Annotated in this window: 14 protein-coding genes and 1 pseudogene; 8 read left to right on the forward strand and 7 right to left on the reverse strand. The window is 65.6% G+C overall.

Annotated features, from left to right (window positions below):
• Positions 1-260: 260 nt before the first annotated feature.
• Positions 261-713 (forward strand): annotated as a pseudogene (locus WKW79_RS23000) (acetate--CoA ligase family protein); the annotation flags it as partial.
• A gap of 120 nt (positions 714-833) precedes the next feature.
• On the opposite strand, the gene WKW79_RS23005 reads toward WKW79_RS23000, so the two are convergent.
• Positions 834-1658, reverse strand: coding sequence for a TetR/AcrR family transcriptional regulator (locus WKW79_RS23005; RefSeq protein ID WP_340337530.1), 825 nt, complete (start codon positions 1656-1658; stop codon positions 834-836).
• 281 nt (positions 1659-1939) lie between these two features.
• Between WKW79_RS23005 and WKW79_RS23010 the strand changes: the two genes are divergently transcribed.
• The 4 genes from WKW79_RS23010 to WKW79_RS23025 all read left to right on the forward strand — a co-directional run bounded on the left by WKW79_RS23010 (position 1940) and on the right by WKW79_RS23025 (position 8896).
• The gene (locus WKW79_RS23010; RefSeq protein ID WP_340337531.1) at positions 1940-2296 is read left to right on the forward strand and encodes a winged helix-turn-helix domain-containing protein; all 357 of its coding nucleotides are present in this window, start codon (positions 1940-1942) and stop codon (positions 2294-2296) included.
• A 7-nt stretch (positions 2297-2303) separates the two neighbouring features.
• The gene (locus tag WKW79_RS23015; protein ID WP_340337532.1) at positions 2304-2846 is read left to right on the forward strand and encodes a hypothetical protein; all 543 of its coding nucleotides are present in this window, start codon (positions 2304-2306) and stop codon (positions 2844-2846) included.
• A 620-nt stretch (positions 2847-3466) separates the two neighbouring features.
• On the forward strand, positions 3467-8206 hold the full coding sequence (locus WKW79_RS23020) for an autotransporter outer membrane beta-barrel domain-containing protein (protein WP_340337533.1): 4740 nt from the start codon (positions 3467-3469) through the stop codon (positions 8204-8206).
• Between the two features lie 174 nt (positions 8207-8380).
• Entirely contained in the window at positions 8381-8896 is a 516-nt protein-coding gene (locus WKW79_RS23025) for a hypothetical protein (protein WP_340337534.1), read from the forward strand.
• 447 nt (positions 8897-9343) lie between these two features.
• Here the strand turns inward: WKW79_RS23025 and WKW79_RS23030 are convergent, their stop codons facing one another.
• Positions 9344-9583 carry a hypothetical protein gene (locus tag WKW79_RS23030; RefSeq protein WP_340337535.1) on the reverse strand — a complete coding sequence of 80 codons (240 nt, stop codon included), beginning with the start codon at positions 9581-9583 and terminating at the stop codon, positions 9344-9346.
• Here WKW79_RS23030 and WKW79_RS23035 point away from each other — a divergent pair.
• Together WKW79_RS23035 and WKW79_RS23040 are read left to right on the forward strand one after the other, a co-directional pair.
• On the forward strand, positions 9563-10597 hold the full coding sequence (locus WKW79_RS23035; protein WP_340337536.1) for a LysR substrate-binding domain-containing protein: 1035 nt from the start codon (positions 9563-9565) through the stop codon (positions 10595-10597). The genes WKW79_RS23030 and WKW79_RS23035 overlap by 21 nt on opposite strands.
• A 247-nt stretch (positions 10598-10844) precedes the next feature.
• On the forward strand, positions 10845-11486 hold the full coding sequence (locus WKW79_RS23040) for a hemerythrin domain-containing protein (RefSeq protein ID WP_340337537.1): 642 nt from the start codon (positions 10845-10847) through the stop codon (positions 11484-11486).
• Between the two features lie 102 nt (positions 11487-11588).
• Here WKW79_RS23040 and WKW79_RS23045 read toward each other — a convergent pair whose 3' ends face one another.
• On the reverse strand, positions 11589-12005 hold the full coding sequence (locus WKW79_RS23045; protein WP_340337538.1) for a PAS domain-containing protein: 417 nt from the start codon (positions 12003-12005) through the stop codon (positions 11589-11591).
• A gap of 96 nt (positions 12006-12101) precedes the next feature.
• Between WKW79_RS23045 and WKW79_RS23050 the strand changes: the two genes are divergently transcribed.
• Complete coding sequence (locus tag WKW79_RS23050) at positions 12102-12506, forward strand: group III truncated hemoglobin (RefSeq protein ID WP_340337539.1); 405 nt, start codon at positions 12102-12104, stop codon at positions 12504-12506.
• Positions 12507-12665: 159 nt separating this feature from the next.
• Here the strand turns inward: WKW79_RS23050 and WKW79_RS23055 are convergent, their stop codons facing one another.
• The 4 genes from WKW79_RS23055 to WKW79_RS23070 all read right to left on the reverse strand — a co-directional run bounded on the left by WKW79_RS23055 (position 12666) and on the right by WKW79_RS23070 (position 15724).
• A complete protein-coding gene (locus tag WKW79_RS23055) occupies positions 12666-13172 on the reverse strand; it encodes a GNAT family N-acetyltransferase (protein WP_340337540.1) in 507 nt (168 codons plus the stop codon).
• Positions 13173-13390: 218 nt separating this feature from the next.
• A complete protein-coding gene (locus WKW79_RS23060; RefSeq protein WP_340337541.1) occupies positions 13391-14293 on the reverse strand; it encodes a patatin-like phospholipase family protein in 903 nt (300 codons plus the stop codon).
• A 19-nt stretch (positions 14294-14312) separates the two neighbouring features.
• The gene (locus tag WKW79_RS23065) at positions 14313-14978 is read right to left on the reverse strand and encodes a GNAT family N-acetyltransferase (protein ID WP_340337542.1); all 666 of its coding nucleotides are present in this window, start codon (positions 14976-14978) and stop codon (positions 14313-14315) included.
• Positions 14979-15088: 110 nt separating this feature from the next.
• Positions 15089-15724 (reverse strand): Crp/Fnr family transcriptional regulator, encoded by a 636-nt coding sequence (locus tag WKW79_RS23070; RefSeq protein WP_340337543.1) that lies wholly within the window; start codon positions 15722-15724, stop codon positions 15089-15091.
• Positions 15725-15731: the final 7 nt, after the last annotated feature.

Consider the following 15731-nt stretch of genomic DNA (forward strand, 5'->3'; position numbering starts at 1 on the left):
GCGCTTGCCAGCGCATGACCGGGTGCCTTGGAACTGGTCGCTTGCCACGTCATCACCAGGGTTGCGCCGCGGCGTCGAACTCTTGCTGGATCTTCGCTCGCAGCGCGAGCAGCGTTGGTGCAAGTTCGCCCACTGCTGTCATCAGCGGATCCGCAGTCGACAGGCTCACGTTGAGGGCGTACCTCGATCCGTTGAACAACAGGGGACTCGCTACCGCGACAACTTCAGGCTGCCATGTCGCCGCACAGAATCCCTTTTCCGGACCCCGGCTTGAAGCCATGGCGGCCGAGGTGAAGCGCAAGACGGGTGTACTTCCCGAGCGCTTCCTGGTGCAGGAGATGGTGAGCGGGGGAACCGAACTGATCCTTGGCATGCACCGCGATCCGCTGGGCACGGCCATCCTGCTTGGCATGGGGGGCGTGACCGCTGAACTGTTCAAGGACACGACGATGCGGCTGTTGCCCACTGAAGGCGGTCTCGGCAGACAGGACGCCCTGGACATGGCCCGCGAACTCATGACCTGGCCGATGCTCGATGGCTTTCGAGGAAGGCCGAAGGCCGACGTCGCGGCCCTGGTCGATGCCATCGTTGCCTTCTCGCACATGGCCGTTCAGCTGGGTGATCGCCTTGCAGAGGCCGAGATCAATCCGGTCTTTGTGCTGCCTCAAGGCGCGGGCGTGCGTGCCGCCGATGGCGTCGTCGTGCTTCGTTGAATCGGAGGGCATTCGGCGGTCCGAATGCCGCGGTTGCGGATGTTCCCGGGCGCGAGGCGAACTCGCGCTGTGAGCCGGATTGCAGTCGTCTCCGCGTGAAGGCGGAGTTGCGCCCTGGCTTTACCCCGAACCGGCGCGAATGCCCCGCAAGATCATGTCGGTGATCTGATCGGCTTCGGCGCTCGTGAACTTGCCGCGCCGGATCAGCAGTTGATAGTAGAGCGCGCCCGACATCACATCGGCCGCCGCCTCAGCCGACACCCATGGCCCCAGTTCGCCGCGCTCGCGTGCTCGCTCCAGCAATGCGATGTTCATCTTGCGGATGTCCGTGGCAACGCCATCCTGCAGCATCTTGTGGGTCATCGGATTGGATTGCGCATCGGCCACGAAGCCCGCCAGCGCCAGTCCCGCAGCGGTGGTGCGGAAGATCCGGAAGGCGGCGCGGGCGTGCTCGCGCAAGTCACCCTCGAGCGTGCCTGTATCCACCGGCTTGCGTTCCTGGCGAACGATCGTGATGTATACCTCCATGAACACGGCGGCCTTGTTCGGCCACCATCGATAGATGCTGGCCTTTGCCACGCCGGAGCGCTCCGCAATGCGGTCGATGGTGATGCTCGAGTAGCCGATTTCCTTGAGCAGTTCCTCGGCTGCAGCCAACACCGCCTGGTGCGTCTTCGGGTTGCGCCGGTTGGTTGCCGGCGCCTTGCCATTGGAGCCTTTTGCGGCAACTGCTTCTTCGGTAGCACGGGACGAGCGCGGTTCCGAAATGCGCGGGATCAGGAGCGGTCCCCGGGCGAGATATTTCGAGTTCATGACCGAACCCAGTATAGGGCGCGCAGACGCAAGCCTTCGTACCGGCGCGAGCTCAAGTGGATCGCTGTCTCCATGGAAACGATTACGGTTAGACGAGACGTTTCGTCTATTAATGTCGTATAAACAACGCACGGCAAGCCGCTCCACATTGCCATGCGCTCCCCGAACGGAGAATTTGTATGACTCACACTTCTGGCGATCACGAAACGTCCCGCCATCAGACCTCGGAGCGCGCGCGCGAGGCGGCCCCATGCCCGCTGCCGAAACGGCAAGCGCCAGGTCGACGGGCAGGGGCGGATCGCCGACCCGGCGTCAGCGCATGTGGGTGCAGCGCGCGTAGGACATGGCCCCGACATTGCGACGCGAGTTCACTTCCCCGTAAGATCAAAATCATCTCAACCGGCCCTCCGGCCATGGCCAAGTCCGACGACCCGTCCCAGACCTACGTCCGCTTCCTGAATCTGGTCAGCGCCATCAAGGGCCTTCCAGACCTGGACGCGGTCGAGCGCCGCGTGCTCGACGTCCTGGGCGGGATCTGGGCGACAGGGGCGAAGGTCACCGTGCTCGAGGCGATGGGCCTGGCGCACGACGCCTCGCCCGCTACCGTGCACCGGCGCCTCAAGTCCTTGCGCGAGCGCGGCCTGATCGACCTGAAGGAAGACGAGTCGGACAACCGCGTCAAATACGTCGTTCCAACGAACGCTACCCGCACCTATTTCGCCAAGTTGGGCCAGGCGCTCAACAAGGCGGCCCGCAAGACCACCGACTAGGCCAACCGTGGCCTCCGTGCTCCAGGTCGCAGGGGTGGCTGCCCTGTGGTTTGTGCTGTTCAGCCTCAACGACTGGGCGTTCGGATACCTTGACCAGGCCCACGTCATCAGTTGGGTGTTCCTGCCCGCCGCGCTTCGCCTGCTCGGCGTCCTGTTGTTTGGCCGGTGGGCGGCGCTGGGCCTCTTTCTAGGCGCGCTGGCGACCAATGGCACTGCATTCGGGCACTCGATGGCGCAATCGGTGAGCGTTGCCGCGCTTTCCGGACTGGGAGCCCTGGGGGCCCTTCATCTGACGACGCGCATCCTGCAGGTCCCGCCGACCCTGCGCGGCCTCACTGCGGGGCGGCTGGCCGTGTTCGCCGTGGTCGGGGCGCTTTGCAACGTGATCCCGCACAACCTGTTCTTCTGGGCCGTCGGCCTCCAGCCCAACCCGTTCGTGGGTCTGGTCCCCATGTTCATTGGCGACCTCGCCGGGATCGTGATCGTTCTGTATGGCCTGCGGGGCGTCTTGCTGCTGATCGAGCGCCGCATGCGGGTTCGGACGCCCTGACGGACATTCAGGCGCGCTGGCGCCCGTCGACGAACGACGTCCTGCACCGTTGCGCGCTTGCCCGTGCGCGCGGGCGCGGCTCACGCCGCGCGGTCAGGACCGACCGTGCGATGCGATAGCGCAAGGATGCGATCCGCAGGTGTGATTCTCACTTTGATAATCATTATCCAAATGGAAATTGTTATCAAAATGATAATCATCGTGAAATAGCCAACGATCTTGCATCCCGTCCCTCAGAGCGAGGGTGTGAACAACGCAGCAAACGGTGCGCCAGGAGCACAAGTGGACGGTTTCAAAAGTTACCAGCTCCACTGCATCCGTCCTTGAAGGTTGTTACGGTCACCGCCAACAACTTGGAGGTGGGCATGGTCATTCTTGTAAAAGCGGGCATCGGAATGGCCGCGCATTCATCTTGCGTTGCTGTGCGAGCGCGCGGGGGCGTGGCTCCGAAGGCACTTGCGGGCTCGCGGTTCGCGCCGCACAGCATCTGTGTCGCGGTTGCGGTGCTCTGCAGCGAGTTGCTGGCTCTCTCCCCTGCTGCAGCGCAAGACGTCGTCGTCGACAGCGGCACCTTGGACATCAGTGCGGCGAGGAACACAGATGTGGTCAGGATTGGCACAGTGGCCGGGAACACTGCCACGGTGAATGTTCTTGCCGGCGGCAGCATCAATGCAGTTTCCACCGCCCCGGCGCCTGTCATGCAGTTGGGCACCGGCGGCACTGGCGTGCTGGCGGTGTTCGGCACAGGCCGAATCACGGGCTTCGGACTGAACATCGGTGCCGGCGGCACGCTCGACCTCTCGGGTGGCACAGATCCGGCCGGCATCGTGCTGAACAGCCTCACTGGAACAGGCACGATCAACGTCGGCACCAGCGTCCTGGCCGTCAGCAACGCCGAAGCCACGAGCTTCGGGGGCCGCATCAGGCTGGAGGGCGCATCGAACACCAACCCGCATGGCATCTTCGCCAAGGCCGGCGAAGGGACCCTGACCATCGATGGGGCCACGATCGGCAAGGTGGATGCGGGCAGCACCCAGGAGGGGGAGTTCGTCGTGCTCCGCGGCGCCATTGCGCAGACCAGCGGCGACACGAAGCTTTCCTCCGTGGTCATTGGGTTGCAAACGAGCGGTGCCATGAATGTCAGTGGCGGCACGCTCGCCATCGACACCGGCCTGACGGTGGGCTCCTTCGGCGGCACTGGCACGGTCACGCAGACGGGCGGTGCGGTCACGATCAACCAGGGTTGCGGCGCTCCCGCACGCTGCGCCAGTCTCAACATCGGCAACCAGGGCGGCAATGGCACGTACACCATTTCCAATGGCTCGCTGACCTTCAACGGCCCGGGCTTCGTCGTGCTCGGCCGCAATCCGACCGCGACGGCCCCTGCCGCGGGCCTTCTGCAGATCGACGGTGGGCAGGTGTCCGTGAACCAAGGCACGGCCATCCTTGGCAACAATGCGGCCCCGACGGGCCAGGGTGGCACCGGCACCATCACGCAGACCGGCGGAACGCTGACCATTGCGAATGCGGCGGAACTCTATCTGGCAGGCAGCGGAACCGGCACCTACAACCTGAATGGCGGAACGCTCCAGATCGGCGGAACCTCGCTCAAGCGCGACTACGCAGGCCTGGGCGGTGCATACCAGTTCAACCTCGGCGGCGGCACGATCCAGGTGCTTGGCACCGCGCTGACCACTGATGTGAACGCCACGCTGGTCGGTACGACGACGTCGACCATCGACACCAACGGGCTCGGCGCGCAGTGGTCCGGCATCTTGTCCGGCACAGGATCGCTGACGAAGACGGGCGCCGGCACCCTGACCCTGGGCGCCGCCAACACCTACAGCGGAACCACGACCGTCTCGGAAGGCACACTGGCGCTGGGCTCCTCCGCGCGGCTGGGCTTGAGCTCCTCCCTGGTCGTCGGCGCTGCCGGCACCTTCGACATGTCCGCCGTGACGTCGCCCGCTCCCGCCGTCGTCCTGAACGGTCTCTCGGGCGCTGGCCTGGTGAACGTCGGCACCAATGCGCTCGTCGTCGTCGACGGCAGCCCCCAGCAGTTCTCCGGGAGGATGAGCCTGGAGGGCAATGGCTGGGATGCCAGCCACGGGACCTTCGTCATGGCGGGACCGAGCACGCTGACGATCGACAACGCCAGGATCGGGCGCGCCTCGGGCTCGGGAGGAAGCGGCGAAATGATCGTGGGCGGGGGAGGCGCACTCGCACAGACCAGCGGAGACACGAAGATCAGCGCCCTGGTGCTGGGACTCGGCGATGTGGCCGCAGGGTCGGCGAATGTCGGAGCGCTGAATGTCACAGGAGGCAATCTCACGCTGGACACCAGCCTGACCGTGGGGTCGTTCGGTGGCACGGGTACCGTCACGCAAAGCGCGGGCAACGTCGCAGTCAACTATTGCGGCGACATCACGCACTGCGCGGCGCTCAGCATCGGCAACCAGGGCGGCAAGGGCGCCTACAACATCTCCGGCGGCACGCTGGCCTTCAATGGGCCGGGGCAGATGGTGCTCGGCCGCAACGAGGGCGCGACCACCACCGCGAGCACCGGCGAGCTGCTCATCAGCGGAACGGGCCAGGTCATCGTCTCGAACGCAGACCTCATCGTGGGCAACCACCTCAGCACCGCGGCCGCGCAAGGCACCGGCACGATCAGCCAGACGGGCGGCACGCTCACGATCAACAACAATGCGAACCTGAACCTCGGCGGCAGCGGCCACGGGATCTACAACCTGTCCGGGGGCACGCTGCAGATCGGTGGCAGCTCCCTGCGGCACGACTTCGAAGGCCAGACCGCCGGCGGCTACAAGTTCAACCTCGGTGGCGGCACGATCCAGGTGCTGGGCAGCGCGCTGACCACGGACATCGTTGCCGAGTTGGTGACTGGGACCTCGACGATCGACACCAATGGCCTGGAAGCAAACTGGTCCGGTGTGCTGTCCGGCGCGGGCAGCCTGCGCAAGGCCGGCGCCGGCACCTTGTTCCTGACGGCGAGCAACGACTACACCGGAGGCACCGCCATCGACGGCGGCGTGCTCGCCGTCACCAGCGATGCCAACCTTGGCGCCCCGTCAGGTGCGCTGCGATTTGGCGGCGGCACGCTGCGCCTCGATGCTGATTTCACGACTGCGCGCGCCATCACGACCGAGGGTACCGGGAGTGGCATCGATACGAACGGCCACGCGCTCACGCTATCGCAGTCCATCAGCGGAGGCGGCTCCTTCGCCAAGCTTGGCGCGGGCAACCTGGTGCTGACCGGCGACAGCACCTACACCGGCGGCACGACCATCAGCGGCGGCACGCTGCAATTGGGCGACGGCGGGACCACGGGCAGCATCGTCGGCGACGTGACCAACAACACAGCGCTGATCTTCAACCGCAGCAATGCGATGACTTTTGCCGGTGCCATCAGCGGCAGCGGCACGGTGACCAAGCTGGGCGCCGACGCGTTGACGCTGACCGGGGCCAGCTCCTACAGCGGCGGCACGATCCTCAAGTTCGGCCGCATCAACGTCGGCCACAGCACCGCCCTGGGCACGGGCACGTTGGCCATGGACGAGGGCACCACGCTCGGCTTTGCCAGCGACGGCCTGAACCTCGCCAACGCGGTGGTGCTCACCGGCACCAGCGACCCCGTCATCGACACCGGCGCCTTCACCGGAACACTGTCCGGCGTCATCTCCGGCGGCGGCGCACTCACCAAGGACGGCAGTGGCACCCTCGTGCTTGCGGGCGCCAACACCTACACAGGTGCCACCGCCGTCAACGCGGGCACCTTGCGCGCAGGCGCAGCCAATGCGCTGAGCGCGGCCTCCGCCCACACGGTGGCCCCGGGCGCAACGCTCGACACCGGAGGCTTCGACCAGCGCCTGGCGACGTTGACCAACAACGGCACGGTCAGCCTGGCCGGTGCCAGCGCAGCCAGCGCCCTGACCGTCACTGGCGCCTATGTCGGCAACGGCGCCACTCTTCGGCTGGGCACCGGCGGCGCCGGCGTGGGCAACCGCCTCGTGGTCGACGGCCCTGCCGCCTCGGCGAGCGGCACGACCACGGTGCAAATCGCCAACCTCGACGGTCTGGGCGCGCTGACTTCGGGCAACGGCATCGAGGTCATCGGCGCGCGCAACGGTGCCACCACCACCGCGCAAACCACCCGCAGCGCTTTCGCCCTGGCAGGCGGCCATGTGGACGCGGGGGCTTTCGAATACCGGCTGCACGCGGCCGACGCCCGAGGCGCCGGCGAGAGCTGGTACCTGCGCTCGACGACCACCGTCGTTCCACCGATCGACCCCATCATCACGCCGCTGCCACCGATCGACCCCACGAACCCCTCGCCGCCAACGGTCGAAGTGCCGACCTACCGGGCCGAGGTGCCAATGCTGGCCGCCTTGCCGGGCCAGGTCCGCCAGGCCGACCTGGCCATGATGGGAAATCTTCACCGACGCATGGGGGATGAGGCGCCGGGCACCTGGGGCGCCGGCGCGGCGCCCCAGGACGGCTCGGCATTTGCCGCGCCAGGCTCGCGTCCGGCGTGGGGACGCCTCGTGTACGCGGACCTGGACATCCAGGCGCCGGGCGCCGCCCAAGCCCGGGCCGATACGCGGGTGTCGGGCCTGCAGGCCGGCACCGATCTCTTCGTGGCGAACGGATGGCGCGCGGGCATCTATGTCGGCTTCCTGGACGGCAAGGCGGACGTCAGCGGCAATGCACGGGGCGTCAACGCGAAGGTGGGCAGCAACGACCTGCGCTCGCGCTTCCTGGGCGCTTACGGCACCTGGATGGACACCAGCGGCTGGTACGTCGACACCGTGCTGCAAGGGGCCAGCCATCGCCTCGACATCCGTCCCACCGGCAACGCCACCGTCTCGGCAAAGGCCAGCGGCTTCATGGCCTCTGTGGAAACCGGCAAGGCATTTGCCCTCACGGAGACCTGGAGCCTCGAGCCGCAGGCGCAACTGGCCTGGCAGCACAACGATTTCGACGATGTGGTCCTGAGCGGCGCGCGCGTGCGACAGGACTCCAGCAGCGGCTGGATCGGCCGGCTGGGCCTGCGCGTCAAGGGCGATCTGGCCACGGGCGCCGGGCGGCTGCAGCCCTACGGGCGCGTGAACTTCTACCACGGCAATTTCAGCGGCGACACGGCGGTGTTCATCGGCCCCGCCGCGGCCACCGCGATCGACAGCAAGGGCAGTTACAGCGCCGGTGAAGTCGCTGCGGGCGCGACCCTCGCGCTGACGGCCACCACCAGCGTCTACGGCGAAATCGGCACCCTGTGGAACATCGGCGGCGATGCCAGCGTGAAATCCTCGGTGCAGGGTGCGCTTGGCATCAAGGTGCGCTGGTAGTTGGCTGTGCTGATCCGTTGACATGACTGCCACCACAAGCGTCGCTCGCAAGTGGCCGAGCAATGCTGGCGCAACAGCACATTGAGGCGCGAACCTTGATCCCGGTCAGTCCAGGGCGCACGTGGTGCAGGCATGCTCGGCCACCGGCCCTTCTACGGCTGCAGGAGGCTTTCCTTGACGAGCCGCACCTTGGGCGATCGATCGCCGATGGCCATGCTCCCGCGAGAAGTGCGCATGATGCACGGCGAGTTCACGCCCGGCATGTTCCGATGTGGCGGTATTGCCCTCCTGCTGGGTTCCATGCTCGTCCAGGTGGCCGCGGCCCAAGGCGGGCAAGACGCCGCCGGACTGGAGGCCGCTTTCGCGAGCGCGTTCTCGCTCGTGCCGGAGGTCGCCAGGCTCTACGCACCCACCGCATGCAGAAAGCATGGCTTGCAGGCCGCCGAGGTGGCAAGGGCGCGCGACAGCGGTCTCGGGAAAGCGTCAGCGCTGGCGCTGCTGCGACCATCGCAGCACCCCGGGGCCGATGCGGATGACCTGCGCGTGGACGCGGCGCTGGTGCTCGCCTACTCTGCGATCGTCGACTTCGCCTTCGGGCCCGCGCGGCCCACGCCGGAACTCGCAGGGACGATGGTGAACGGGGCATGCCTGCTTGGCGCTGGCCGGTTGGTCGGCGCGCGCAGCATCTGAGATCGGCTGCGGGAGCCAGATTGAGTCCGGTCATCTGGGGCTGCGGCTCGCAGCCAGAGCGCGAAGAGGCATGCGACGACCAGGATAGACGCTTTCATCGGTGAGGTTCCCTGGCTGTCGGGGTGCCGAACAGGGTGTACCTGACTCGACCGATCACCCCGGGGATTCCAACGCGGCGGAATCGGGAGGCGCCATGCCGATCGGCACTCCGGCGATTGAGGGCTTCGACTTCGTCCACGTTGGCAAGGGCGTCGTAGTTCGCGTCCTCATGAGTACGCAACGCAGCCAGCCTGCAGTCAGTTCTTAGCGTGTCGGTCGATGTGCATGGCGGCGCTGCCGCGTTGTGGGTTGCCAGAGAATTTTCCATCGCAGTGTCCAGGTCTCGTCCACAGATCCGCCTGCGCAGCGGCCGTGTTTTCATGAAGTTTCTTGTCGATGCCAAACGCCTCAGGCGATGGCGAAAGTTGCAACTTGCCCTCGCCGCGATTGCGAACTGGCCATGGTGTCGGACGATTCCGGGGTCACCGGCGTCATGGTCGAGCCGATGATGCGGATGCTGAGCACCTTGTCCGCGCGGTGGAATGTCCTGTCGGTTGCCTTGCGATAGACCTTGCGGTCCGACCACGGCATGCCGATGAGGGGCCTGAAGGTGAAAAGATCGCCAGGTTGAAGGTCGCCGAAGTTCATGGTGCTGTCCATCGCCAAAGAAGAGCTGCAGGGAGTAGTCTCGGCTCTGCGACAGATAACGTCCACTTGATAGTTCCTACCTCAGGTATTCACATGCTCAATCTCAGAAGTGTCGATCTGAACCTCTTGCCGGTCTTCGAGGTGGTCTATGAGGAGTGCAGCTTGACGAGCGCCGCGCAGCGTCTTGCCATGAGCCAGCCGGCCGTCAGCAACGCCGTGGCGCGCCTGCGAGTCCTCCTGAACGACGAACTGTTCATTCGTCACGGCAGGGGCGTCCATCGGACCGCTGCCGCGGACGCTGTCTATGCGAAGTTGCATGGTGCGCTGGGCACGCTTCGCGAGTCGGTCTCGGACGCCCGCGGCTTTGACGCGAAGTCCTCGACGCGGTCATTCCACATCAGCGTGTCGCATCCGCTGGGACCCTTGCTGGCGGTGCGCCTGCGCGAGCGTCTCGCGACCGCTGCGCCGGGAATCCATGTCTCTTTCAGCACCCGCTCCAGGCCGGTGGACCTCGAGCATTCACTGAGAAGCGGCGGCTTCGATGCGGCCGTCGACTGGCTGGTGCCGGCAAGCAGCCACTTCCATGAACTCGCGCTCTTCGAGGATGCCCTGGTGGCCGTTGCCCGGCGGGACCATCCTGCGGCGCTCAAGGTCCGTCACGAAAAGGATCTGCAATCGCTGGAGTTCGTGGGATTGCGTCCTCGCATCGATGGCGATAGTCCAGTGCCCGGCCTTCAGGAATGGCTGCGCCTGAAGCTGAACTTCGCGATCGAGGTGTCGGAGATCATGGAAGTCTTGCTGCTCGCCAGCCAATCGGGCCTGGTGGGGCTGGTGCCCAGGAGCATGCTGAAACTGGCACGCGGCGCATTCCAGCTTCGGGTACTGCCTGAAGTGGTCGCCACAAGAACGTTTCCCATCAAGCTGGTATGGCCAGCGAGCAAGGGTTCCGATCCGGGACAGGTGTTCGTTCGCAAGCAGATCGAGATCGTATCTCGCGCGCTCACGGGCCGTTGACCTGTGCGCGAGGCAGCCTGGGTCGCCGATCTGGCTGGTGACGGACGCACCTCGGCTGGGAGCTCGACGACCTGCTGGGCGGACCCGTACGGTTCATCAAGTGAACGTCGCTCGCATGGCGGGTTGTCCTGCGTCAAGGTCGAAACACGGCCTGGCTTCTAAGCTCGCGGCATCTGGAGGACCACATCGCTTCGCTGAGCATCTTTCAGCTCACGAACGCTTCGATATTGTTGCGGGAGAAGGCGCCATGACCCATCCGAGCCTGATCATCATCTGCGGAGAACACCGGGCGCTGTCCGCGATGTTGCGCTCCATCATCCTGATGCTGTCCGAGCACCGCCGCAAGGGTACCTTGCCCGATCTCGAGGCTCTGCAGGCCATGTTGTTCTACGTCGACGAGTTCCCGGAGAAGCTGCACCACCCCAAGGAAAGTCGCCTGCTCTTTCCAAGGATTCGCGGGCGGAACCAGCGGATCGACGCCGTGCTCGACCGGCTGGACGATGACCACGCTCGCGGGGAACAGGCCATCCGCGAGCTCGAACATGCGCTGCTCGGGTGGCGGATGATGAGCGAGACGGATCAGTGCGACGCCCGCCGGGAGAAGTTCGAGTCATTGATGAAGCAGTACGTCGATTTCTACCTTCATCACATGCACGTCGAGGAAGTCGAGATCCTGCCGGTCGCCGAATCCGTGCTCAGCGCCGACGATTGGGCCGAACTCGATGCGGCCTTCCTGGCCAATCGCGATCCGCTTGCGGGTGCTGCGGCCGATGAGGCCTATAGGCCGCTTTTCAAGAAGATTCTCGGCACGCTGGAGCATTCGGGCAATGTTGGCTCTGTTCTAGAGGCATTGGCAGGCGCGGCCTTGCCGAGGTTCACGAACCCGTGAAGCGCGGCGTGCGCCGCGGCAAGATGCCCGGCACGTGCGCGACCGGATACGAACTGGACCGATTGACCGCCGGCGACCACCGGCAGGCGCCTGGAGCACCAGTCAGCGCGGATGTGCCGTTGCTGCCACGGCCGCCTTTTCTCGCTCGACCCGCTCGGTGGCATCGCGTGCCACCGCCACGGATCCCAACGGGGAGCCGTTGGCGTCCGTGATCAGCGCAAAGCTCATGTCCAGGTAGAGTTTCTGGCCGGTCTTGTGCAGTCCCCGCGTCATCGTCGCGCGTCCACCCAGGCGCGTCTTGCCACGCGCCATGGCGGCATCGAACGCTTGCCAGTGCGCCTTGCGCAGATGCTCCGGGATCACGAGGTCCAGGTGCTGCCCCAGCGCGTCGGATGCGGTGAAGCCGAACATCGCAACTGCAGCGGCGTTCCATCGCTCGATCACGCCGGCGCTGTTCGCATAGATGACGGCTTCTGCTGCCTGTTCCAGGATCAGGGCGTCGAGTGGATCATGGGCCATTTCTTCTTCCTCGCGGGCGAATGCGTGCATGCCCGGAATTGCACTGTTCCGGGGCATAAGATATATTACATATAAATCTTCAAACGGAGAAGTACCGTGCTCTCGCCTGAACTCTGCACCGACCGGGAAATCTCTGCCATGGTGCGCAGCTTCTACGAGGCGGTGCGCAAGGACGAGACGCTCGGCCCGATCTTCAACACGCACATTCGCGACTGGGACGGCCACCTCTCGAAGCTGACGGACTTCTGGTCGTCGATCCTGCGGGGCAGTGGCAGGTTTCGCGGCACGCCCATGCCCAAGCATGTGGCCTTGCCGGATCTGAATGCGCATTTGTTCGAACGCTGGTTGGCCCTGTTTCGCGAGACGACGGCGGTGCAACCCAACCGAGCCATGGGCGAACAGGCCTATGACACGGCACAGCGGATCGCGGAAAGCCTCTGGTATGGCTACCAGATGAGCCGCCGTCCTGAGACCGTGCCCACGGGACTGCGGCATGGCTGAGTTGCCTCTCGTGGTTCCTGCAGGGCATGCTGCCGACATGGAAGCGCCTGAGCTTTGGCATTTCGGAGATGATCGATGCGGCTGACCGCAATGGCCGACTATGCGTTGCGCCTGCTGATGTATGTGGCGCAACGCCCGGACCGACATGAGTCGGACGCATCAAGCCGCGGCCACCAGCCCCTGCGCGCGTCGCGTTGCTCGTGTCACCGTGTCGAAGAGCGCCTGGGCCTGCCTTGGGTCGCTGCGCATCCAGAAGTAGCCGCCCCGCGTGGTGGACGTCTGGATGAAGCCGTGGCGCTCGAAGAATTCAACGCGCCATGGGCCGTAGCACTCCAGGTTCAGTGTCGCGTCCGGGAAGCGCGCACGGACGGCGTCGAGTACCTGCCCGCCGAGCCCCTTGCCGCGCATGCCGGGCCGCACGAGCACACAGGCGATGTAGACGTCCCTGACGCCTGCGCTGTCGTCGGTATCAGGATTGACGAACACCACGGCATCGCGCTCGGCGATCATCACGCCAGTGCCATCGCGCACCTGCTCCTCGATGACGCAAGGCGCAATCAGGCAGGCCAACTCCTCGCGGTGGCGCCCGAGCAGCGCAGCCTGCTGGCGGGTCGACAGCATTCGATAGTCGCCCAGGTCTTGCATTGAAAGATCGGCGTCAGTCATGACGTGGGTTCGGCATCTGCGGGCCTTCTGCTGGCTCCTGGCGCCGAGCGCCGATCATCTTCCTCATGTCAACTCCAAGGGTAGAACCACAGGCGGGTAGTTTCTGATCCTGGAGTCATCAAGTCCACTTGATTCCTCGTACATCGGGTATTCACGCAATCAATTTCAGGTGCGCGTGGGATCGCGGTCGCGCAAAGCGGCATCCAGCCTTGCGCCCATCACGAACCAATGTACTCCTGCTGATCATTGAATGCGCGACCGGCGGTGGGTCCCCTTGCTTCGTTCCTGGAACTCGGCGCAAGGCGTCCACTTGTGCGCTCCAACAGCGCGGCCAGGGCGGGCAGCGCGGCCTCGGCGGCGCGCCGTCCTTCCTCCACGAGATAGGGCAGGGCGTCGGTGTCGAAAAGGCCGACGCGGCGCTTGAGTGCCGGAAAGACGCGCAGCAACTCCATGCCGCTCGATTCCGCTGCCGCGAGCCGCGCATGCATGAGGTTGTTGGTCATCGCCGAAGTCACCTGAGCCAGCATCCGCGACGGACCGTCGACACGCGTGGGCAACGGTGCATCGAAACCGAAGGCGATGACGGCGCTTGCGTCCTGTGCTGCGCTCACCGGAAGTGGGTCGGACACGAAGCCGTCGACCAGGCGCTGCCCTCCGATATGGTGCGGCGCGAACATGAAGGGCATCGCAATACTCGCCCGCAATGCGTCGACGATCCGGCCGCGATCGATGACGACGGTCGCACCCGTGGCTGCGTCCGTTGCGGTGACGCGCAACTTCTGGCGCAGGTCCTCGAGTCGCAGTTCGCCGAACGCCTGCGACAACCGTGCAAGGATCAATCGATCGTCGCGCAATGCGAAGTCGGCATCAAAGCCTGCAAGTCGCGGCCACAGCATCTGCGGAATGGCGCGCCACCGATGGCGGCGGGTGATTTCGGCGGTCCAGAGCGTCGTGGCGATCTCGATGGATTCTTCTGCGGGATGCCCCTGTGCGATCAAGGCGCCGCACATGGCGCCCGCGCTGCACCCCACGACGAGGTCGGGCGCGATGCCCTCCCGCCACAGCACCTCGATCAGGCCGAGCGCCGCCAGGCTGCGCACACCGCCGCTGCCCAGGACCAACGCGAGGCGCGGAGTGGTGCTACCGCTCGACATGGAAACTCCCGCTGGCGGCCTGCACATCGCTGGGCACCATCGAACGCCAGGGCAGCCAACGCCAAAGTCCCTGGCGGCGGGATGCGACGGGGCCGGCCCAAGGCAATCCACCAAGGGAGGTCTCGGCGTGAACGAGGTCTTCATCCTCTTGATCTGGCGTGCACGAGAAGCTGCATCGACGCATCAGCGAAAGCATCGGTACATTGCGCGCCCGCACATCGCCATGGAGCCAGCGCAAGCCGGCTTGTTGCGCCGCGATCGTCAACGCCTGCATGGCGCGCCGGCCGAGGCCGCGGCGTTGCCAGCGATCGGCGACCATCACTGCGAATTCCGCACTGTCGGCAGCGCGCGCATCAACGATGTAGCGCGCATCGGCGATCACCTGTTCACCGCGATCTTCATCCTCGCAGGTGATGACGAACGCCATGGTGCGGGCATAGTCGATGCAGCTCATCGAATTGAGCGCGACCTCTGGCAGGCCCTGTATGGATCCGTGGAATCGGTTGCTGCGGCTTGTCGGCGACAGCCGGGTCACCATGTTGCCAAGCAAGGCGGCGTCTTGCGGCAAGACGGGGCGCAAGGTGAGCCGCGTGCCATCGCGCAGGCGCCAGACGTCGATGAATGCGGTCGGATAGCGGGTATGTTCAAGCATCAGTGCCTCGATGCCGGCGAGGGGTGGCCGGTGCAGCCATCCTCGCCGCGCAGGCGTCGCCTGACGCACCGCTGTTCAATAGTGAACAGCGTGGCCGCCCTCCGATCGGCTCACCACTTCGAAGGCAGCTTTGCGAGCAGCACGATGCGATCGCGCGAGACTTCGATATAGCCACCCTTGGCCAGATCGGTCAGCAGCCGGTTGACCATCGCCTTCGAAGCGCCCACGCGCTCGGCGATCCGCTGCTGGCTCAGCGGCCCGGGCACCACGCGCAGGCCTTTGTCGTCGACCGCCAAGGCGTCGAAGAGCCCCACGAGCCGGCCGTAGACGTCCACCGAAGCGAGGCGACCGACCGTGCGCGTCAGGGTCCGCACACGCTGCACCAGCCGCTGGATCATCTGAAACGCAAGCTCGGGACGCTGCGCCAGTACGCGCTCGGCCTGGGCCAGTGTCACGCGCGTCAGCCGTGCTCGCGTGGTGACTTGCACCGTGGCGGAGCGCACTTCGCCACTGAGCATCAGCTCGCCGAAGAGCTCGCCCGGGTGCAGCGTATTGAGCTCCACCACGCGACCGCCGTCCCCGACCACGAACGCGCGCAACTCGCCTTCGTGGATGAGATACATGCAGTCGGCAACGTCGCCCTGGGTCACCACCGAGGCGCCAGGCTCCCAGGTACGCGTCTCGCCGAACCGGGCCAACTCATCGAGGAAGTCTCCGGATTCTTCTGCCCTTGACCCTTCATACATGCCTGCT

The organism is Variovorax robiniae, assembly GCF_037889955.1.
Lineage (GTDB): Bacteria > Pseudomonadota > Gammaproteobacteria > Burkholderiales > Burkholderiaceae_C > Variovorax > Variovorax robiniae.